This is a genomic window from Lysobacter rhizosphaerae, assembly GCF_054779795.1.
The window spans coordinates 38,901-57,401 of sequence record NZ_BAAGXO010000010.1 but is presented as its reverse complement, the minus strand read 5'-3'; the positions used below and the strand labels follow the sequence as shown (position 1 = coordinate 57,401).

At 68.2% G+C, this 18,501-nt stretch carries 20 protein-coding genes; 8 read left to right on the top strand and 12 right to left on the bottom strand.

What is annotated here, in order from left to right:
* Entirely contained in the window at positions 1-918 is a 918-nt protein-coding gene (locus ACYVGE_RS13855; protein WP_460730721.1) for an acyl-CoA thioesterase, read from the bottom strand.
* Between the two features lie 61 nt (positions 919-979).
* Positions 980-1,552, bottom strand: a complete 573-nt coding sequence (locus tag ACYVGE_RS13850; RefSeq protein ID WP_460730720.1) for an N-acetylmuramoyl-L-alanine amidase — start codon at positions 1,550-1,552, stop codon at positions 980-982.
* 57 nt (positions 1,553-1,609) lie between these two features.
* On the opposite strand from ACYVGE_RS13850, the gene ACYVGE_RS13845 reads away from it, so the two are divergent.
* The 5 genes from ACYVGE_RS13845 to ACYVGE_RS13825 all read left to right on the top strand — a co-directional run bounded on the left by ACYVGE_RS13845 (position 1,610) and on the right by ACYVGE_RS13825 (position 6,433).
* Positions 1,610-2,122, top strand: a complete 513-nt coding sequence (locus ACYVGE_RS13845) for an MOSC domain-containing protein (protein WP_460730719.1) — start codon at positions 1,610-1,612, stop codon at positions 2,120-2,122.
* Between the two features lie 68 nt (positions 2,123-2,190).
* Complete coding sequence (locus ACYVGE_RS13840) at positions 2,191-2,715, top strand: hypothetical protein (RefSeq protein WP_460730718.1); 525 nt, start codon at positions 2,191-2,193, stop codon at positions 2,713-2,715.
* A complete protein-coding gene (gene rlmKL, locus ACYVGE_RS13835) occupies positions 2,712-4,877 on the top strand; it encodes a bifunctional 23S rRNA (guanine(2069)-N(7))-methyltransferase RlmK/23S rRNA (guanine(2445)-N(2))-methyltransferase RlmL (RefSeq protein WP_460730717.1) in 2,166 nt (721 codons plus the stop codon). The genes ACYVGE_RS13840 and rlmKL overlap by 4 nt, the downstream gene beginning before the upstream one ends.
* A gap of 4 nt (positions 4,878-4,881) precedes the next feature.
* On the top strand, positions 4,882-5,481 hold the full coding sequence (locus tag ACYVGE_RS13830; protein WP_460730716.1) for a class I SAM-dependent methyltransferase: 600 nt from the start codon (positions 4,882-4,884) through the stop codon (positions 5,479-5,481).
* Positions 5,482-5,572: 91 nt separating this feature from the next.
* Positions 5,573-6,433 carry a pirin family protein gene (locus tag ACYVGE_RS13825; RefSeq protein WP_460730715.1) on the top strand — a complete coding sequence of 287 codons (861 nt, stop codon included), beginning with the start codon at positions 5,573-5,575 and terminating at the stop codon, positions 6,431-6,433.
* A gap of 86 nt (positions 6,434-6,519) precedes the next feature.
* On the opposite strand, the gene aqpZ is transcribed toward ACYVGE_RS13825, so the two are convergent.
* The 9 genes from aqpZ to ACYVGE_RS13780 all read right to left on the bottom strand — a co-directional run bounded on the left by aqpZ (position 6,520) and on the right by ACYVGE_RS13780 (position 15,110).
* Entirely contained in the window at positions 6,520-7,230 is a 711-nt protein-coding gene (gene aqpZ / locus ACYVGE_RS13820) for an aquaporin Z (RefSeq protein WP_460730714.1), read from the bottom strand.
* A 119-nt stretch (positions 7,231-7,349) separates the two neighbouring features.
* Positions 7,350-7,790: a hypothetical protein gene (locus tag ACYVGE_RS13815; protein WP_460730713.1), complete on the bottom strand. Its 441-nt coding sequence runs from the start codon at positions 7,788-7,790 to the stop codon at positions 7,350-7,352.
* A gap of 203 nt (positions 7,791-7,993) precedes the next feature.
* On the bottom strand, positions 7,994-8,854 hold the full coding sequence (locus ACYVGE_RS13810; RefSeq protein WP_460730712.1) for a pirin family protein: 861 nt from the start codon (positions 8,852-8,854) through the stop codon (positions 7,994-7,996).
* The gene (locus ACYVGE_RS13805) at positions 8,851-9,228 is read right to left on the bottom strand and encodes a hypothetical protein (RefSeq protein WP_460730711.1); all 378 of its coding nucleotides are present in this window, start codon (positions 9,226-9,228) and stop codon (positions 8,851-8,853) included. The genes ACYVGE_RS13810 and ACYVGE_RS13805 overlap by 4 nt, the downstream gene beginning before the upstream one ends.
* A gap of 77 nt (positions 9,229-9,305) precedes the next feature.
* Positions 9,306-9,974: a deoxyribonuclease V gene (gene nfi / locus ACYVGE_RS13800; protein ID WP_460730710.1), complete on the bottom strand. Its 669-nt coding sequence runs from the start codon at positions 9,972-9,974 to the stop codon at positions 9,306-9,308.
* On the bottom strand, positions 9,974-10,495 hold the full coding sequence (locus tag ACYVGE_RS13795; protein ID WP_460730709.1) for a phosphoglycerate mutase family protein: 522 nt from the start codon (positions 10,493-10,495) through the stop codon (positions 9,974-9,976). The genes nfi and ACYVGE_RS13795 overlap by 1 nt, the downstream gene beginning before the upstream one ends.
* A 41-nt stretch (positions 10,496-10,536) precedes the next feature.
* Complete coding sequence (mfd, locus tag ACYVGE_RS13790; protein ID WP_460730708.1) at positions 10,537-14,010, bottom strand: transcription-repair coupling factor; 3,474 nt, start codon at positions 14,008-14,010, stop codon at positions 10,537-10,539.
* A 138-nt stretch (positions 14,011-14,148) separates the two neighbouring features.
* The gene (locus ACYVGE_RS13785) at positions 14,149-14,421 is read right to left on the bottom strand and encodes a DUF4242 domain-containing protein (protein ID WP_460730707.1); all 273 of its coding nucleotides are present in this window, start codon (positions 14,419-14,421) and stop codon (positions 14,149-14,151) included.
* Between the two features lie 74 nt (positions 14,422-14,495).
* Entirely contained in the window at positions 14,496-15,110 is a 615-nt protein-coding gene (locus ACYVGE_RS13780; RefSeq protein WP_460730706.1) for a GNAT family N-acetyltransferase, read from the bottom strand.
* Between the two features lie 60 nt (positions 15,111-15,170).
* On the opposite strand from ACYVGE_RS13780, the gene ACYVGE_RS13775 reads away from it, so the two are divergent.
* Together ACYVGE_RS13775 and ACYVGE_RS13770 are read left to right on the top strand one after the other, a co-directional pair.
* Positions 15,171-15,518 carry an MmcQ/YjbR family DNA-binding protein gene (locus ACYVGE_RS13775; RefSeq protein WP_460730705.1) on the top strand — a complete coding sequence of 116 codons (348 nt, stop codon included), beginning with the start codon at positions 15,171-15,173 and terminating at the stop codon, positions 15,516-15,518.
* A 419-nt stretch (positions 15,519-15,937) separates the two neighbouring features.
* Positions 15,938-16,861, top strand: coding sequence for a cation diffusion facilitator family transporter (locus ACYVGE_RS13770; RefSeq protein ID WP_460730704.1), 924 nt, complete (start codon positions 15,938-15,940; stop codon positions 16,859-16,861).
* Positions 16,862-16,890: 29 nt separating this feature from the next.
* On the opposite strand, the gene ACYVGE_RS13765 is transcribed toward ACYVGE_RS13770, so the two are convergent.
* The gene (locus ACYVGE_RS13765; RefSeq protein WP_310053576.1) at positions 16,891-17,748 is read right to left on the bottom strand and encodes a 23S rRNA (adenine(2030)-N(6))-methyltransferase RlmJ; all 858 of its coding nucleotides are present in this window, start codon (positions 17,746-17,748) and stop codon (positions 16,891-16,893) included.
* A 71-nt stretch (positions 17,749-17,819) separates the two neighbouring features.
* On the opposite strand from ACYVGE_RS13765, the gene creB reads away from it, so the two are divergent.
* Positions 17,820-18,494 carry a two-component system response regulator CreB gene (gene creB / locus ACYVGE_RS13760; protein WP_460730703.1) on the top strand — a complete coding sequence of 225 codons (675 nt, stop codon included), beginning with the start codon at positions 17,820-17,822 and terminating at the stop codon, positions 18,492-18,494.
* Positions 18,495-18,501: the final 7 nt, after the last annotated feature.

Sequence of the window (18,501 nt, the reverse complement as noted above, 5' to 3'; positions counted from 1 at the left end):
TTACTTCGCCTTTCCGTCTTGCGTGACATTGCCCTGCTTGCCCGCATTCGCCTCGACGACGCGGATGAGGCCTTCCTGGGCGGTGCTTGCGACGAGCCGCCCCTGGCGGTCATAGATCATGCCGCGCGCCAGCCCCCGCGAGGACTGCGCGCTCGGGCTGTCGATCGAATACAGCAGCCAGTCGTCCGCGCGGAACGGACGGTGGAACCACATCGCATGGTCGAGCGATGCCATCTGCACGTTCGGCTGGTAGTAGCTGATGCCATGCGGGAAGGTCGCGGTGCCGAGCAGGTGGAAGTCGGAGCAATAGGCGAGCAGGGCGCGATGCAGTTCCGGGGCATCGCCGACCTTCTCGGACAGCCGGAACCACACATGCTGGTACGGCGGGCGCTTGGGCGGATTGAGTTCGTCGCGTGGATACACGTGGCGGAATTCGAACGGCCCCTGCCGCGTCACCCAGCGTTGCACCTTGGTGGGCAGCGTGGCGAGGATCTCCGGCGCGAGCGCAGGCGCGGGTTCGATGTCCTCGGGCTTGGGCACCTCGGGCATCGACAGCTGGTGTTCGGCGCTGTGCTCGTCCTTCTGGAACGAGGCGGCGAGGAACAGGATCGGCTGGCCATGCTGGATCGCGGTGACGCGCCGCACCGAGAAGCTGCCGCCGTCGCGCGTGCGGTCGACGACGTAGACGATCGGGGCCTCGATGTTGCCCGCGCGCAGGAAATAGGCATGCAGCGAATGGGCGTGGCGCGCCTCGCTGGCCGACTCCATGGTCGCCTGTGCCGCCGAAAGCGCCTGGCCGAGCACCTGGCCACCGAACACGTACTTGGTGCCGATGTCGCGGCTTTGGCCACGGAACAGGTTGTCCTCCAGGCGTTCGAGCGAGAGCAGTTCGATGAGCTCGGAAACAGGGGAGGTCATGGGCGACGCCTGCGTGGGGGAGCGCAATTATATCGGCCGGGGGGCGCCCGATCCGGAGCCACTAGGGCAGCAGGCGCTGCAATCGCACCGAATCGAGCACGCGGGGCCAGGGAAACAGCGGGCCCGGATCGCGCTTGCGCGTCACCTGCACCGAGGGATCGTCGGATGCGGCCGTGGTGGTCGTGTCGAGGTCTTCGTGGCCGGCGATCTGCGTGAGCGACGGCACGTCCTGCTGCAGTTTCCGCAGCAGCCCGATCAGCGCGGCGACCTGGGCTTCGGTGTAGGCCTCGCCCATGCCCTGGTGCCGCGAATCGTGCCAGTCCGGATAGCGCCCGGTATTCACCAGCTCGATGCCGATCGCGCGCGCGTTGTAGCCGCGCACGTGGTGGGCAATGCGTTGCAGCGGCACGTACTGGTAAACGGTGCCATCGCGGTCGATGTAGTAATGGCCGCTGTTGCCGGTGCCCGAGGCGTAATGCACGCGCTCGCCGAACTGGCGCGCCATCGCCATGTCGGGCAGCTCGGTGCAGTGGATCACCACCAGGTCGATCTGTCCGAGGGGACGTTCATCCAGTCGGGCTTCGTAGGGCAGCAGGTCGACGGTGATTGGCGGGAGCGGCAGGTCGGGCAACATGCCGCGGATGCTAGCATTCGCCTCCGCTCCCCTCGCTCTGGCCCGAGCCGGCCCGCCATGACCCTGCCACCCGCCGGCCTTGACAGGCATGAAACCGAGCTGGGCAAGCTGATGGCCACGCTGCCGCGCCCCGGTCGCGTGGAGTGGATCGGGTTGCGTCCCGCGCGTGCGCAGGCCATGCGCGAGATGACGGAAGTCGAAGCCGTGGCCGGCAAGGGCCTCATCGGCGACCGTTACGCAAGCGACAGCGGCAAGCGTGGGGTCACCCTGATCCAGGCCGAACACCTGCCGGTGATCGCCGCGCTCTCGGGCCACGCCAGCGTGTTGCCGTCGCTGCTGCGGCGAAACGTCGTGGTCTCGGGCCTGCCCCTGATCGCGCTGAAGGGCCGCCGCTTCCGCATCGGGGCGGTCGTGCTGGAAGGCACGGACGAGTGTGATCCATGTTCGAACATGGAAAAGGCGCTCGGTCCGGGCGGGTTCAACGCGATGCGCAGCCATGGTGGCCTGTGCGCGCGGATCATCGAGGGCGGCGTGTTCCGCCTCGGCGATGCGGTGGTCGCGCTGACCTGACGCGCCGCCGCGTCATTCACTCCTGCATGCGCACCCGCGCATGCCAGACCCAATCGCAACGGAACGACATGCCCGGACACTGCATCCTCTGCCACGGCTTCGAAAGCGGTCCCGACGCGACCAAGGTCACCGCGCTGGCCGACATCGCGCAGCGGCTGGGTTGGACTTCCGAACGTCCCGATTTCACCGACCTCGATGCGAAGCGCGACGTGAGCGACCTTGGCGACGTGTCCGCGCGCGTGCAGCGCCTGCTCGGCATCGCGCGCGAAGCCGCGACGCATGGGCCGCTGGTCCTGGCGGGTTCGAGCCTGGGCGCGTGGATCGCCGGCAAGGCGTCGATGCAGGTCGCGGTGAAGGGCCTGTTCCTGATGGCGCCACCCATCACCCTGGATGCGGCGCATCCGATCGAGGCCGCGCGCATACCGACCAGCATCATCCACGGCTGGGACGACGAGCTGATTCCCGCCGGACAGGTCGTCGCATGGGCACATGAACGCCGCGCCCGCCTGCTGATGGTGGACGACAGCCATCGCCTTTCGGCGCATGTCGATGCCAGCGCGAGCGCGTTCGGCCAGTTCCTGGAGTCGCTGTGAAATTCTTCGCCAGTTGCGGCAAGGGCCTCGAATACCTGCTCGCCGACGAGCTGATCGCGCTGGGCTGCGCGCGCGCGACCGCGACCATGGCCGGCGTCAACGTGGAAGGTTCGCTCCTCGACGCGCAGCGCGCCGTGCTGTGGTCGCGGCTGGCGAGCCGCGTGCTGTGGCCGCTTGTGGAATTCGACTGCCCTGACGAGCACGCTTTGTACCAGGGCGTGAGCCAGCTCGACTGGCCGCAACACCTCTCCAGCGGCGACACCCTCGCGGTCGATGCGCATGTGTCGGGCGAGGGCATCACCCACGCGCGTTACGCCGCGCAGCGGGTGAAGGACGCGGTCGTCGACGTGATGCGTGCGCGCACCGGTGCGCGTCCGGACGTCGACGTGGAAGCGCCGGACCTGCGCCTCAACCTGGTCGTGCGCAAGGGCAGGGCGGTGTTGTCGGTCGACCTGGGCGGCGGTCCGCTGCATCGTCGCGGCTGGCGCCGCATGCAGGGCGAGGCTCCGCTGAAGGAAAACCTCGCCGCCGCGGTGCTGCTGCGCGGCGGCTGGCCGCGTGTGTATGCCGAAGGCGGCGCGTTGCTCGATCCGATGTGCGGCAGCGGCACCCTGGTGATCGAGGCCGCGCTCATGGCGGCCGACGTCGCCCCGGGCCTGCAGCGCGAGGGCGGCTTCCGGCCCACGCGCTGGCGCGGTTTCGACGCCGAGTCTTGGAAGCAGTTGCTCGACGACGCGCAGGCACGCGAGTCCAGGGGGCGCGACGCCCTGCGGCCGGTATTCCAGGGCAGCGATCTCGATCCGCATGCGATCCGGTCCGCGCGCGAGAACGCGCTGGTGGCAGGCGTGGCGGAGGCGGTCGCATGGAAGGTGGAAGACATCCGCCAGCTGGCTGCCGCAGGCGATCCGCAGCAATCCGCGCGTGGCCTGGTCGCGTGCAACCCTCCCTACGATGCGCGCCTGGCCGCCGATCCGGCGCTCTATCGCGCATTGGGCGACGCCTTGAAGCGTGGCGTGCCGCAGTGGCGCGCGAGCCTGCTGTGCGGCGACGCCGACCTTGCCTTCGCCACCGGCCTGCGCGCATCGAAGAAGTACCAGCTCTTCAACGGCGCGATCGAGTGCACGCTGATCGTCGCCGACCCCATCGCGCCGCCGCAGCGCGAACGCAGTGCCGAGCCGCAGGCCTTGTCGGACGGCGCGCAGATGGTCGCCAACCGCCTGCGCAAGAACCTGCGCAAGCTCAAGTCCTGGCGCGAGCGCGAAGGCGTGCACTGCTACCGCGCCTACGACGCCGACCTCCCCGAATACGCGGCGGCGATCGACGTCTACGAAACCGACGAGCCCGTCGGGGTCGGAAGCGGGCCCCGGACCTTCCTGCACGTGCAGGAGTACGCCGCGCCCGCGGACATTCCGCAGGACGTGCAGCGCCGCCGCCTCAACGAGGCGTTGGCGGCCGCACGCGAGGTGTTCGCCGTGCCCCGCGACCAGATCGCATTGAAGACGCGCTTGCGCGGCAAGGGCGGCAGCAAGTACGGGCAGTTCGACACCCGCGGCGAATTCGTCGTCGTGCGCGAAGGTGACGCGCGCCTGCGCGTGAACCTGTTCGACTACCTCGACACCGGCCTGTTCCTCGACCATCGCCCGATGCGCCTGCGCATCGCCGACGAGGCGCAGGACGCGCGCTTCCTCAACCTGTTCGGCTATACCGGCGCGGCCACCGTGCATGCCGCGCTGGGACGCGCGCGGCAGACCACCACCGTCGATCTGTCCGCGACCTACCTGCAATGGTGCGCGGACAACCTCAAGGAAAACGGCATTGGCGGCGCGAAGCACCGGCTGGTGCAGGCCGACGTGATGGAATGGCTCGAACACGACGAAGGCGAATACGACCTGGTCTTCTGCGACCCGCCCACCTTCTCCAATTCCAAGCGCGCCGATGATTTCGACGTGCAGGCGGCGCACGTGGAACTGCTGCGCGCGGCCGTTGCGCGCTTGTCGCGCGAAGGTGTGCTGTACTTCTCCAACAACTTCCGCCGCTTCCGCCTGGACGAAGCGGCAGTTGCGCAGTTCGCACGCTGCATCGAGATCAGCCGCGAGACCATCCCGGCCGATTTCGAGCGCGATGCCCGCATCCACCGTTGCTGGCAGTTGAGGCGCCTGTGAAGCCATGAAACGACCGCGCCACGGATTCTTCACCTTTTTCTGGCAATGGCTGAAGAATCCATTGCGGACAGCAGCCGTGGTGCCGTCCAGCTCCGAACTGGCCTACGCCATGATCGCCGAGCTGCCGGAAGGCACGCGGCGCGTGATCGAGCTGGGTGGCGGCACGGGAGCGATCACGCGCGAGCTGCTCGCCGCCGGTATCCATGCGAAGCAACTTCTCGTGCTGGAACTCAACGAGGAACTGCACTCCCACCTGCACACCCGCTTCCCCGGCGTGCACATCGTGCTCGGCGATGCGCGTTCCCTGCGCGAACTGGCGCACGGCTGCGGCTTCCTCGATGACGGCCCGGCGGATGCGATCGTTTCGGGGCTGGGCCTGTTGACCATGCCGCAGCCCCTGCAGCAGGAGATCCTTTCGGCCGCGTTCGCGTGCATGGGCGCCGACGGCGTTTTCGTGCAGTTCACCTATGGTCCGGCGGCACCGGTCGCGGAGCCGGTGGTGGACCAATTGAAGCTCAGGGTGCACCGCGGCGATTTCGTCCTGCGCAACATGCCGCCGGCGACGGTGTACGTGTACAGCCGACACGCCCCGGCCGCGGATTGACCCCATTGGCGGAACGATCTTCCGCCGCGGCGTCACTGGCCGTTACCGCTGGCGGCGCCATTTTGGTGCGCAGCCAACAGGAGCGCTTTCCATGACCACTCTGACTACCGACCGTTACGCCCGGACCGTGCGCACGCTGCGCGGCCAGGCCACGTCCGATGGTGCCGGCGTGCGCCTGACTCGCGTCATCGGCGGGCCGACACTGCCCGATCTCGATCCGTTCCTGTTGCTGGACGAGTTCGGCACCGACCGCCCCGAGGACTACATCGCCGGCTTCCCGGAGCACCCGCACCGTGGCTTCGAGACCGTCACCTACATGCTCGACGGCCGCATGCGCCATCGCGACAACCACGGCAACGAAGGCCTGCTGACGCCCGGCAGCGTGCAGTGGATGACCGCGGGCCGCGGCTTGGTGCATTCGGAAATGCCGGAGCAGCACGAAGGCCGGATGCGCGGTTTCCAGTTGTGGGTGAACCTGCCGGCGAAGGACAAGATGACGCAGCCGCAGTACCAGGAATTCCCGGCCGAGCGGATCCCCGTTGTTCAGCCGGCGGCGGGGGTGAGCGTGAAGGTCATCGCTGGTGCGGTCGGCGAAACCCGCGGACCGATCGCGCAGCCCGCGACCGACCCGCTGTACCTCGATATCGCGCTGGACGCAGGAGCGAGCTGGGACTTTTCCCTGCCCGAGGGCCATAGCGCGTTCGCGTATGTCTTCGAAGGTGAAGCGACGGTTGGCGACGGTGAGGGCGCACGCAAACTGGGTACGCACGAACTGGCGGTGCTCGGCGGCGGCGACGTGTTCAGGGTTTCGGCGGCCGGCCCGGAAACGCGACTGATCCTCGTCGCGGGCCGACCGCTGCGCGAGCCGGTGGCGCGCTACGGCCCGTTCGTGATGAACACCAAGCAGGAAGTCATGCAGGCGTTCGTGGATTTCCAGGAAGGCCGCTTCTAAAGAGCCTCAGCGTTGCGCAAGCGCGAAGACAAAAACGGCCACGTCGCGAGACGTGGCCGTTGTCGTATTGGATGGGTGAGCAGGGCTCAGTCGCGTTCCAGCATCCGATGCAGGTAGCCGCCGAGCAGGCCGCCGAGGATCGGTGCCAGCCAGAACAGCCACAGCTGTGAGAGCGCGCCGGGACCGGCGAACAGCGCGACGCCCGTGGAGCGCGCCGGGTTCACCGATGTGTTCGTTACCGGGATGCTGATCAGGTGGATCAGCGTGAGTGCAAGGCCGATCGCGATCGGCGCGAACCCGGCCGGAGCGCGTGGACTGGTCGCACCCAGAATGACCGTCAGGAACATCGCCGTCATCGTCACCTCGCACAGGAAACCGGCGGCAACGCTGTAGCCGCCCGGCGACATCGCCCCGTAGCCGTTGCTGGCGAACACGCCCGGGGCATTGGGATCGACCGTGAACGTCCCCGTCCCACTGGCGATCTGCATCAGGATGAAGGCGGCAAGAATGGCCCCCACCACCTGCGCGACGATATAGGGCAACAGGTCGCGCGCGGGGAAGCGGCCGCCCGCCCACAGGCCCAGGCTCACGGCCGGGTTGAAGTGGCCGCCGGAGATATGGCCCAGGGCGTAGACGCCGGTCAGCACCGTCAGGCCGAAGGCCAGCGACACGCCGAGCAGGCCGATGCCCAGTGGATTGCCGTCGCCGCCGAACTTCGCTGCAAGCACGGCGCTGCCACAACCACCCAGCACCAGCCAGAACGTGCCGACCAGTTCGGCACCCAGTCGATTGATCATGAACTGCTCCCTGCCCGGTCCGGGATGGGCCGGTCCCGTGACGATGCTACGCCAGGACCGCAAACGAAAACGGCGCCGGCAGTCTTACCCGCCAGCGCCGCCTGTTGCCCCGCACTGCGTCAGTTGCTGCTGAGTCGCGTCGCGTCGAACTTCATCGACTGCGTCTGCTGCAGCACCTGGTTCAACTCTTCCGGCGTCTGCGCCTGCACCCAGATGTAGGCGACACGACCGTCCGCCAGCGGCACCAGGGTCTCGCGCGCCTGGACACGCGAACCCGCGATTTCGGTGCGATACCAGGTGACATCGCGGCCATCGATGGTCACGTGCTCGGCGCGATTGCCTCCCTTGGGCTTGAACGGCGCGTCATGCGCAATGGTCATGCCGAACGCTTCGCTGCCGTCCGCGCGCAGGGCGCGGCAGAAGTCGGAACCGGCGGCGCCGCGGTGTTCCCAGGTCAATCCGGTATCGGCGGCGAGATACGGGCATGCGCCCGCGTCCTGTGCCGCGGCGGCACCCGCAAGCGGCAGCAGCAGTGGCAGTAGCCAAACTGGCTTGTTCATCAGAATTTCCCCCTGGCGATCTTGCGACTTCGTTAAAGGTCTGTGAAACGGACGACCTTGGGTCGAACATAGCGCTGTTTCAGGGGCTTGACAAATTCCGGCTTTTCACATCCCTGAATGTGGCAATGGTATCGCGTGAAACCGTTTCATGGGTGAATTTCACCTTTTAAATCAATTGCTTGCGTTTGTGCCGCCAGATGCGGTCAATGATCGGGCAAGGGGATGAATTCGGTCTCCCCGGGAATTGCGCCGAATCTGCCATCGACCCAGTCCTGCTTGGCCTGCTCGATCCGTTCCTTCGAGCTGGACACGAAGTTCCACCACATGTGCCGCGGGGCATCCAGCGGTTCGCCGCCGAGCAGCATCGCCTTCAGCGGCGTCTTCGCGCGCAGGCGCGGCCGGGTGGCGGGGTCGAGCACGATCAGGTGCTGCGCGGGAATATCGACGCCATCGAGTTGTGCGTCGCCTTCGAGGATGTAGAGCGCGCGTTGCACGTGGTCGGCGTCGAGCGCGAGTTCGGCGTCCGCGTCGAGATCGATGGCGACGTAGAGCGTGTCGGCATACACGCGCACCGGCGATTCCTCGCCATAGCCACGGCCGGCGACCACGCGCAGCCAGGCCCCCTCACGGCGCTGCTGCGGCAGTGACGCCGCGGCGTGGTGGAAGAATCCCGGCTCGGCTTCCTCGTACGCGCGCGGCAGCGCGACCCAGGTCTGCAGCCCGTGCAGCGGATGCGGGTGTTCGCGCAACGCCGGCGGAGTGCGCTCGGAATGGGCGATGCCGCGCCCCGCGGTCATCCAGTTCACATCGCCGGGCTCGATGTCCTGCACGCTGCCCAGCGTATCGCGGTGGGTCATGCGGCCCGACCACAGGTAGGTCACGGTCGCCAGGCCGATATGCGGATGCGGGCGCACGTCGACGCCACGTCCGGCTTCGAACGTCGCCGGGCCCATGTGGTCGACGAACACGAAGGGGCCGACCGAACGCGCCTGCAGCGAGGGAACGGCGCGGCGTACCTGGAAACCACCCAGGTCGTGAATGCGCGGGGCGATGATCAAGGTCATGGTGCAGCCTCCAGGTTGCCCGAGTCCACGCGAACGGTGGCGCGTGGTGCGTCGCCTTGGGCGATGTCGATGAGCCGCAGCTGCCACGCGCCGATGCGCATCGTGCGCTGGCGCTCGGTATTCAGGGTGACCCGTGTAGCGGCGCCGCCCCGTGGCGAATACTCGAAGAGGACATCGGCGTCGCCGGCGCGGATGCACTGCACGTCGGGCGGGCAACGCGAGTCGTTGGCGATGCCGGTGTAGCCCAGTGTCGAGGCGTCAGGCAGCGAAACGTGCTGGCCCACGCGCATCGTGAAGTCCTGGCCGGTGGTGATGACACCCCCACTGGCACAGCCTGACAACGCCAGTACACCCAGGGCGAGGAAACGGGACATGGCAATTCCTGTCGCGGGACTTGCCGGCAAGGCTAGCACCGTGGCCGCGAGACGAACGGTTACGGATGCGCAACGGTCTATTCGTCGCGGCGCGACGCCAGGCGATCGGCGAGCCGCGTCGGCTCGGGCAGGCGATAGGTGGTGACGAAGCGCATCGTCATTTCCGGTGCGCTCGCCATGGCCACGCGATGCCCCGGCGACACGGCCAGCGGCAGGCAGCCGACCTTGCTCCGCAGCAACCAGCCGATCTGCTCGCCCTTGTCGCGCAACGTGGTGAACGCACCGCGCATGTCATGCAGGGTCGTGGATGACTCGCCGATGAGGATCTTCTTGGCCACGCCGATCGTGGGCAGGTCGGTGGCGACGCCGAAGTGGGCGGCGATCCCGAGCCGCCGCGGATGGGCGATGCCGTGTCCGTCGATGAAGCACAGGTCCGGCTCGGTGGAGAGCAGCGCCAAGGCTTCCAGCAAGGCGGGCAGCTCGCGGAAACTGAGCAGGCCGGGAATGTAGGGCATGCGCGTGGGCTGCCGCACCACCTGTGTTTCCAGCGTCTGCATTGTATTCGCGTCGAGCAGGACCGCCGCGGCGCGCGTGGTGGCACCGTCGTCCTCGAATCCGACATCGAAGCCGGCGATGGTGCGCAGGGGCTTGGCGAACGAATCCTTCACCCGCACTTGCTGCGCAAGCTCGTCCTGCACTGCACGCAGGGCGGCGACATCACCGGTCCATTCGGGGACGGTCATCATCAGTAGCGGTCCACCTGCATGGCGGCGCGACCCTGCGCATCGACGTGGATGGTGATGCGGCGGTCGTATTCCGCGTCGTCGATCGGCAGCACGCTGCACTGGCACAGGGCGGCGGCGATGTCCGGCACGGTATTGCTGTGGCCGACGACCAGCACGGTGCCATCGTGGTATTCACTGCGGAGTTGCGCGGCGAAATCGCGCGCGGGGAGTTTTGCGTCGTAGGTCGTCACCGGCAACGAATGCGCGCCTGCGGACGGCGCGGCGGTCGCCTGCGTGCGCTTGTAAGCGGTGGCGTAGACGGCGCGGAGTGGTGCCGCGCCCAGGCCTGCGGCCAGCGTTTGCGCGCGTGCTTCGCCCGCGGTCGTGAGCGGTGGGTCCTTGCTGCCGTCATCGGCCTTTTCGGCGTGGCGGACGAGGACGAAGGTGAGGGCATCGGCGTGCGGCGGCTGCGACGCACACGCCGCAAGCAGCGTTGCCGCAAGCAGCAGTGTGGAGGCGATTGCCCGGGGCTTGGAAAGCATCTGATTGTCCTTTGCGTTGGTTCCGCAGGATGGCATGGGCATTACGCCGCGCGATCGAGCATGGTCAGCAGGCCGCGGGCCGCCGCGACGCGCGAAGCCGCATCGGGCAGCTCCAGCTTCACGCGCAACTTGTCCGGGCCTTCCATCTGGTAATGCTTGGGCTGGCCCTGGATCAGCCGGATCACCGCCATCGGGTCGACCGTAGGCCGTTCGACAAATTGCAGGCGACCGCCCTTGTCGCCGAGATCGAGCTTGCGGATGCCCAGCGCGGTGGATTGCAGCTTCAGCTCGGCCACGGTGAACAGGTGTTTCGCCGGATCCGGGAGCAGGCCGAAGCGATCGATCATCTCCACCTGCAGCTCGCGCAGCTCCTCCACATCGCGCGCACCGCTGATGCGCTTGTACAGGGTCAGGCGCGTGTGCACGTCGGGAAGATAGTCGTCGGGGATCAGCGCGGGCACGTGCAGTTCGACTTCGGCGCCGCGCGCGTCGTGGGCGTCGAGATCGGGCAGCTTGCCCTGCTTGATGGAGCGCACCGCACGTTCCAGCAGTTCGGTATAGAGGCTGAAGCCGACCTCCGCCATCTGCCCGCTCTGGTCCTCGCCCAGCAGTTCGCCGGCGCCGCGGATCTCGAGGTCGTGCGTGGCGAGGGTGAAACCGGCGCCGAGTTCGTCCATCGCGGCGATCGCTTCCAGGCGCTTCTTCGCATCGGCGGTGATCGAGCGCTGGTCCGGCACGACGAGGTAGGCGTAGGCACGGTGGTGCGAACGGCCGACGCGGCCGCGCAACTGGTGCAACTGGGCCAGGCCGAACTTGTCGGCACGGTTCATGATGATGGTGTTGGCGTTGGGGATGTCGATGCCCGACTCGATGATGGTCGAGGCCAGCAGCACATTGAAGCGCTGCTTGTGGAAGTCGAGCATCACCCGTTCCAGCTCGCGCTCGGGCATCTGGCCGTGGGCCACGCCGATGCGCGCCTCGGGAACGAGTTCCTCCAGCTGCTTCTGCATGCGGCCGATGCTCTCGACGTCGTTGTGCAGGAAGTACACCTGGCCGCCACGCGAGAGCTCGCGCTGGAAGGCCTCGCGCAGCTGGGCGTCGTCCCATGGCACGACGAAGGTCTGCACCGCCAGGCGATGCGCGGGCGGGGTGGCGATGATCGACAGGTCGCGCAATCCCGCCATCGCCATGTTGAGCGTGCGCGGGATCGGGGTCGCGGTGAGCGTCACCAGGTGCACGTTCGCGCGCAGCGCCTTCAGCGCCTCCTTCTGGCGCACGCCGAAGCGCTGCTCCTCGTCGACGATCACCAGGCCCAGGTCCTTGAAGCGCACGTCGCCCTGCAGGAGGCGGTGGGTGCCGACGATCACGTCGATCTTGCCCTCGGCGACCTTGGCCAGTTCGGCTTCGATCTCCTTCTTGGTCTTGAAGCGCGACAGCACTTCCACGCGCAGCGGCCAGTCGGCGAAGCGGTCGCGGAAGTTGCGGTAGTGCTGCTCGGCCAGCAGCGTGGTCGGCACCAGCACCGCCACCTGCTTGCCGGCCGCGGCGCTGACGAAGGCGGCGCGCACGGCGACCTCGGTCTTGCCGAAGCCGACGTCGCCGCACACGACGCGATCCATCGGCTGCGAACTGGCGAGGTCGCGGATGACGGCTTCGATCGCGGCGTGCTGGTCGGGCGTTTCCTCGAATGGGAATGCTGCGGCGAACGGCTCGTACATCGCGCGATCGATGTCGATCGCGAGGCCCGCGCGCGCCCGCCGCTTGGCCTGGATTTCCAGCAGTTCGGCGGCGACGTCGCGGACCTTCTCCGCCGCTTTGCGCTTGGCCTTGGTCCAGGCCTCGCCGCCGAGCGAATGCAGCGGCGCGGTTTCCGCCGAGGCGCCGGAATAGCGGCTGATCAGGTGCAGCTGCGCGACCGGCACGTACAGGCGGTCGCCCTTGGCGTATTCGATCTCGAGGTATTCGCCGGGCATGCCGCCGGCTTCGAGCGTGATGAGTCCTCGATAACGGCCAACACCATGGTCCTCGTGCACGATCGGCGCGCCTTCGGACAGTTCGCCGAGGTCGCGGATGATCGCTTCGGGCTCGCGGCCGGCACGCTTGCGGCGGCGCGGCTGCGCGGCGCGTTCGGGGAACAGCTGGCGCTCGGTGAGGAGCGCGAGCACGGGTTGGCTGAGTGCGAAGCCGTCTTCCAGCGGGGCGACCGCGATCGCGAAGCGTTCGTTGTTCGCCGCGAAGGTGGGCCAGTCCGGCACGACCGCCGGCTGTAGCTGCGCCGCCTGCAACAGCTCCAGCAACGCCTCGCGCCGTCCCGGTGAATCCGCGGCGATCAGCACGCGGCCCGGATAGGTGTGCAGGAACGATTTCAGCGCTTCCGCCGGCTGGGCGTCCTTCGCCGCGATCGGCAGTGCCGGCGCTGGCAGGTCGCCGAGCGCCACGGCCCGGTCCCGTTGCGGGTGCATCTCGCCGCAGACTTCGACGCGATCGCCCTGGTTGAACTGTTCCCGCAGCGCGTCCGGCGACAGGTACAGCTCGTTGGGCGGCAGCAGGGGGCGTTCGAGGTCGTGGCGGCGCTGCTCGTAGCGCTCGGCGGTCTGCTTCCAGAATTGTTCGGCCGCTTCCAGCGCGCCGTCGCCGATCACCGGCAACGCATCCGCGCCGAGGTAGTCGAACAGCGTCGAGGTCTGCTGGAAGAACAGCGGCAGGTAGTACTCGATGCCGGCGGGGGCGAGGCCCGCCTTGAGGTCCTGGTAGAGCGCGCTGCGGCGGGCGTCGACATCGAAGCGGTCGCGTAGCGCGTCCAGCACACGCTTGAGCGAAGCCTCGTCGAGCGGCAGTTCGCGGCCCGGCAGCAGGTGCACCGAGTCGATCTTCTCGAGCGACCGCTGCGATTCCGGGTCGAACACGCGGATGGTGTCGATCTCGTCGTCGAGCAGTTCGACCCGGAACGGCGAATCCGCGCCCATCGGGTACACGTCGAGGAGGCCGCCGCGCACGGCGAAGTCGCCGGGGTCGAGCACCTGCGGCACGTTGCGGTAGCCCGCGCCTTCCAGCCGGCGTTTCTCGGCATCCAGATCGAGGCGCTGGCCGACACGCACGTCGAAGCTGCCACCGACCACGTGCCTGAGCGGCGCCAGCCGCTGCAGCAGCGTCTGCACCGGCACCACGACGATCCCGCGCTTCAGCGCCGGCAGCCGATGCAGCGCGGCCAGTCGCTGGGAGACGATGTCCGGATGCGGGCTGAACTGATCGTAGGGCAGGGTTTCCCAGTCCGGGAACGGCAGCACCGGCAGCGACGCGTCGTTGCCCACCAGCGTGCGCAGGTCGGATTCGAGCTGGTTGGCGCCCTGGTTGTCGCGCGCGATCGCCAGCACCGGCCCCGCGTGCGCCATCGCCGCCGCAGCGATATGGAACGCGAGCGCGGACGGCGACGCAGGCGCGCGCCACCAGGCGCGCTGCTGGCCGGCCTTGGGCAGGGGCGGGGAGGGAAAGCGGGGAAGGAGGGATTCGTTCATGGACGCTGCGCAAAACGACGACAGCGCCGGACGCAGTCGATGCGTCCAGCGCGGGGCAAGGGGGCGCGCAGTTTAGCGCGGGGCTCCGGCCGGGGCGTTACCGGCGCGTGGCCCGGTCGGGAGCGGTCAGTGGCGCCGCTATTCCGCCGTCACCGGGTCGATGACCGATATCACCTCGGAAACGCGATCGGCCGGGAAACCACCCCGGCGCGCGTGTTCGCGGATGAGGTCTTCGCTGGGCGCGATATACACGCAATACACCTTGTCGCCAGTGACATAGCTGTAGTCCCAATGCACCTGCGGGCCGAGCTGGTCGAGGACGAAGCAGGCCTTCTGGGAGATGGCGCGCAGCTCGGCGGCAGACAGGGTGCCGACACCTGGAATGTCGCGTTCGATCACGTAGCGGGGCATGGCGATCACCTGCGGACGCGTTGGTCAGGCGCGTGTGCGGGCCCCCCTCCACGCGCAATCTCCCTCAAGCAGGTTCAACGCCCCTGGTGGGCGTGGACGGACGACCACTGGTCGGACGGCAGCCGGGTGCTGCTGCGCGGCTTCAACTCCAGCGTCACCCGCACCAGCCCTGACGATTCCTGGCGGAATTCGCGCTCGAAGCCGAGCGACTGGGCCAGCGACAGCATCGGCGCATTGTTTTCCAGGACGTCGCCGTAGAGCCGGGTCAGCTTCTTGCCCTTGGCCCATTTCACCAGCCGCGTCATCAGGTAGCGCCCCAGGCCCATGTGCTTGATGTAGCGGCTCACCAGGATCGCGAACTCGGCATCGCGGCCGTTCTGATCCATCGACACCCGCGCCACCGCGCCGATCAGCGCTTCGCCCGGGGGCAGCGGCTCGGCCACCACCAGTGCGAATTCGGTGCGCGGATTGACGTGGGTGAGGCGCTCGGCGGCTTCCGGCGAGAGTTCCTTCATCGCGTGCAGGAAGCGCTGGCGGATCTCGTCGGGTTCGAGCAGGGCGAAGCCGGCGCGCAGGGGCTCCCCGTCCTCCGGGCGGATAGGGCGGATCAGCACCTGCCGTCCATTCGACAGCGTCAGCCGTTCATGCCAGGGCGGGAGGCGCTCGCGCGGGGGGGAAGCTCCTGTCATGGGGCCAATATTGGCACACTGATTGTTTAGAACTTCATCACACAATTGGGTGGTTTACAGATGGACGAAAGTGCGTTGCGCAGGCTCGCGGCCTGGCCCGGCGTCGAGGCCGGGATCAAGTGGGAGGACGACCTGGTCTTCACCGTGGCCGGCAAGATGTTCTGCGTGACGTGCCTGCGCGGACCGCACAAGGGCTCGATCAGCTTCAAGGTGGAGGACGAGCGCTTCCTCGAGTTCACCGGGCGCCCGGGCTTCATCCCGGCGCCGTACATGGCCCGCGCGCACTGGGTGCAGATCGCCACGGCGAAGTCGCTGCCAGCCGCCGAACTGCGCGGCCTCATCCGTCGCAGCTACGAACTGGTGCGTGCCCGGCTGCCAAAGAAGACCCAGCGGGAACTCGCCGACTGAGGCGACGCGCGGCCTCGGGGTCGCCGACGCCGCGCTCCCGGCCGGCCCGCCCTGGCCCATTGTCGGGTTTCCCGGCCTTGGCGGGCCGTCCGGGTCGCCGCCGCGTGCCTGGCTCCGTGGTGGCTGCTGACCGTGGCCGCCGATGCTTGCCTGGAGCGCGACGGCACGGCGTTCACATCTCGCGGCCGTGATCGCGGCGTGCTGGTGGCGGCGATCGCGGCGATGAGTCCACGCGCGGCCTGATGCGCTGGGCGCGGTCATTCGATCGCCTGCGTAGCCGCGGCGGGAATCACCGATGCCATCGCGCAGTCGCGGGTCCGCATCGCCGCGTGAGTCGGGGGCCGCATCGTCGCGATGCTAGAATTCGCCGGCTTTTCAGCGACCGCATTAGCAACCGCACGCACACAAGGAACAGATGCATGGCCGGTGGTGGTGATTCGACCCGCGCGATCTTCTTCGCGCTCGGTGCCAACTTTGCGATCGCCGTGGCGAAGGGCGTAGCGGCGTTCTTCACCGGTTCCAGCGCGATGTTGGCCGAGACCGTGCATTCGGTCGCCGACTGCGGCAACCAGGTGCTGCTCCTGCTCGGGCTGCGCCAGGCCAAGCGACCGCCGTCGCCCGACTACCCGCTCGGCTACGGCAAGGAAATCTATTTCTGGTCCTTCCTGGTCGCGCTGATGCTCTTCAGCGTCGGTGGCGTGTTCTCGCTGTTCGAGGGCATCCACAAGCTGCAGCATCCCGAACCGATCAAGCACTGGTACTGGGCCGTGGGCGTGCTCACGTTCGGCATCATCGCCGAAGCCACGTCGATGCGCGCCTGCATGCAGGAAGTCAACAAGGCTCGCGGCTCCCGCACATTGTGGGAGTGGTTCCGCCAGAGCCGCCAGGCCGAACTGGTGGTGATCTTCGGCGAGGACCTGGCGGCGCTGCTCGGCCTCGTATTCGCGTTGGCGGCCGTGGTCATGTCGGTCGTCACCGGCAATCCGCTGTGGGACGCGATCGGCACGGTCGCCATCGGCGCGCTGCTGGTGGTCGTCGCGGTGTTCGTGGCGATCGAGGTGAAGGCCATGCTGATCGGCCAGAGCGTGGATCCGATACGCGAGCAGGAAATGCACGATTTCCTGGTGGCGCGCGATGAAGTGGGCCGCGTCATCAGCCTGATCACGCTGCAGCTCGGCAACGAGGTGATGGTCGCGGTGCAGGCGGAGATGCGCGACAGCCAGGCGACCACGCATCAGCTCGCCGAAGAGATCAACCGGATCGAGCGCGCGTTCAAGGCGCAGTTCCCGGAAGTGCGCTGGAGCTTCTTCGAGCCGGACCTGAAACCGCAGCCGGCACGCTGATTCCGTCCGGCACTTCCCGGCCGGCGCGGTCAGGCCGCCGTCTTGAGCCACTCCAGGCGCGCCTGCGCCTGGCGTTCGCCCAACACCTTCGCCAATGCCTGCAGCGACGGGCGCAGCTTCGCGTCGAGCTGGAAGGGCGCGTTGAGCACCAGCAGGCCGCTGCCGTTCATGTTCAGTGGCGAGTCGTCGGGCCTTACCAGCAGTTCCGCCACCAGCGCCGATTTCGCCGGCAAGGCTGCCGCGCGCCGATAGAACGGCTGCAGTGCGCGGCGCAGTTTGATCGGGTACCAGAGCGCATAGCAGCCCTGCGGCCATCGGCCCAGGGCGTCGCGCAGCGCGGAGATCGCGGTGTCGAATTCCTCCAGCTGCGCTTCGTAGGGCGGATCGATCAGGACCAGGCCGCGGCCGAACCGGGTTTCGCCCAGGCGCGGCGGCAGCAGCGCCTTCATCGCCGCATAGCCGTCGCGTTCGTGCACCGCCACGCGCGGGTCGCGGCCGAAGTTGCTGCGCAGCTGCGCCGCTTCCTCCGGGTGCAGTTCACAGGCGGCGACGCGATCGTCCTCGCGCAGGGCATGCGCCAGCAGCCACGGCGAGCCCGGGTAGGCCATGCGGCCATGCTCGTTGCGGCAGGCACGCACGGCCTGCAGGTAGCGGTTGATCAGCGGGTCGGACGGCGCTTCCGCCATCAGCCGGCCGATGCCGCCTTCGGCCTCGCCAGTGCGCTGCGCGGAGTTGCTGTCGAGCGCGTACAACCCGCGCCCGGCATGGGTATCCAGCGCGAACAGCGGGGCCGGCTTGGCGGTGAGGGCGTCGCAGATCGCCAGCATGGCGACATGCTTGAGCACGTCGGCATGGTTGCCGGCGTGGAAGGCGTGGCGGTAATTCATGGCGCTAGGGTAGCGCGATGGCCGCCGCGCCGTGCTCTATTCTTGGGGCACCGCCGCCTTCCGTCGCCCGCATGCCGCGCATCCTGCTTGTCGAAGACGAACCCGCCATCGCGCAGACCGTGCTGTATGCGCTGCGCACGGAGGGTTTCGAGGCGCGGCATTGCCTCACCGGCGGCGAAGCGATGCGCGCCGTGCGCGAACAGGGTTTCGACCTGGCGCTGCTCGACGTGGGCCTGCCCGACATCGGCGGGTTCGCGCTATGCCGCGAACTGCGCAGGCAGCGCGACCTGCCGGTGATCTTCCTCACCGCGCACGATGCCGAGGCCGAACGCATCCTCGGCCTGGAGATCGGCGCCGACGACTACGTCACCAAGCCTTTCTCGCCGCGCGAACTGGTCGCGCGCGTGCGCGTGGTGCTGCGGCGTGGGCACGGTGGCAATGCCTTCGGCGTCAGCGCGAGCGGTTTCGAACACGACGCCGACGGACACCGCATCCGCTACCAGGGCCGCCTGCTCGACCTCACCCGCTACGAGTACGGCCTGCTGGCGGCGCTGCTGCAGCGGCCGGGCGCCGTGCTCTCCCGCGCGCAGCTGATGGATCGCGTCTGGGGGGACGCGCTGGACAGCGGCGACCGCACCATCGACACCCATATCAAGACCCTGCGCGCCAAACTGCGCACGGTGGCGCCCGAAGCGGACCCGATCCGCACGCATCGCGGCTTGGGTTACTCGCTGGAATCGGCGTGAGCTGCGC

What these genes read in the sequence shown, in the direction of transcription:
- ACYVGE_RS13855 (WP_460730721.1), bottom strand. Translation starts at nt 918, where the DNA reads ATGACCTCCCCTGTTTCCGAGCTCATCGAACTGCTCTCGCTCGAACGC.
- ACYVGE_RS13850 (WP_460730720.1), bottom strand. Translation starts at nt 1,552, where the DNA reads ATGTTGCCCGACCTGCCGCTCCCGCCAATCACCGTCGACCTGCTGCCC.
- ACYVGE_RS13845 (WP_460730719.1), top strand. Translation starts at nt 1,610, where the DNA reads ATGACCCTGCCACCCGCCGGCCTTGACAGGCATGAAACCGAGCTGGGC.
- ACYVGE_RS13840 (WP_460730718.1), top strand. Translation starts at nt 2,191, where the DNA reads ATGCCCGGACACTGCATCCTCTGCCACGGCTTCGAAAGCGGTCCCGAC.
- ACYVGE_RS13830 (WP_460730716.1), top strand. Translation starts at nt 4,882, where the DNA reads ATGAAACGACCGCGCCACGGATTCTTCACCTTTTTCTGGCAATGGCTG.
- ACYVGE_RS13825 (WP_460730715.1), top strand. Translation starts at nt 5,573, where the DNA reads ATGACCACTCTGACTACCGACCGTTACGCCCGGACCGTGCGCACGCTG.
- aqpZ (WP_460730714.1), bottom strand. Translation starts at nt 7,230, where the DNA reads ATGATCAATCGACTGGGTGCCGAACTGGTCGGCACGTTCTGGCTGGTG.
- ACYVGE_RS13815 (WP_460730713.1), bottom strand. Translation starts at nt 7,790, where the DNA reads ATGAACAAGCCAGTTTGGCTACTGCCACTGCTGCTGCCGCTTGCGGGT.
- ACYVGE_RS13810 (WP_460730712.1), bottom strand. Translation starts at nt 8,854, where the DNA reads ATGACCTTGATCATCGCCCCGCGCATTCACGACCTGGGTGGTTTCCAG.
- ACYVGE_RS13805 (WP_460730711.1), bottom strand. Translation starts at nt 9,228, where the DNA reads ATGTCCCGTTTCCTCGCCCTGGGTGTACTGGCGTTGTCAGGCTGTGCC.
- nfi (WP_460730710.1), bottom strand. Translation starts at nt 9,974, where the DNA reads ATGATGACCGTCCCCGAATGGACCGGTGATGTCGCCGCCCTGCGTGCA.
- ACYVGE_RS13795 (WP_460730709.1), bottom strand. Translation starts at nt 10,495, where the DNA reads ATGCTTTCCAAGCCCCGGGCAATCGCCTCCACACTGCTGCTTGCGGCA.
- mfd (WP_460730708.1), bottom strand. Translation starts at nt 14,010, where the DNA reads ATGAACGAATCCCTCCTTCCCCGCTTTCCCTCCCCGCCCCTGCCCAAG.
- ACYVGE_RS13785 (WP_460730707.1), bottom strand. Translation starts at nt 14,421, where the DNA reads ATGCCCCGCTACGTGATCGAACGCGACATTCCAGGTGTCGGCACCCTG.
- ACYVGE_RS13780 (WP_460730706.1), bottom strand. Translation starts at nt 15,110, where the DNA reads ATGACAGGAGCTTCCCCCCCGCGCGAGCGCCTCCCGCCCTGGCATGAA.
- ACYVGE_RS13775 (WP_460730705.1), top strand. Translation starts at nt 15,171, where the DNA reads ATGGACGAAAGTGCGTTGCGCAGGCTCGCGGCCTGGCCCGGCGTCGAG.
- ACYVGE_RS13770 (WP_460730704.1), top strand. Translation starts at nt 15,938, where the DNA reads ATGGCCGGTGGTGGTGATTCGACCCGCGCGATCTTCTTCGCGCTCGGT.
- ACYVGE_RS13765 (WP_310053576.1), bottom strand. Translation starts at nt 17,748, where the DNA reads ATGAATTACCGCCACGCCTTCCACGCCGGCAACCATGCCGACGTGCTC.
- creB (WP_460730703.1), top strand. Translation starts at nt 17,820, where the DNA reads ATGCCGCGCATCCTGCTTGTCGAAGACGAACCCGCCATCGCGCAGACC.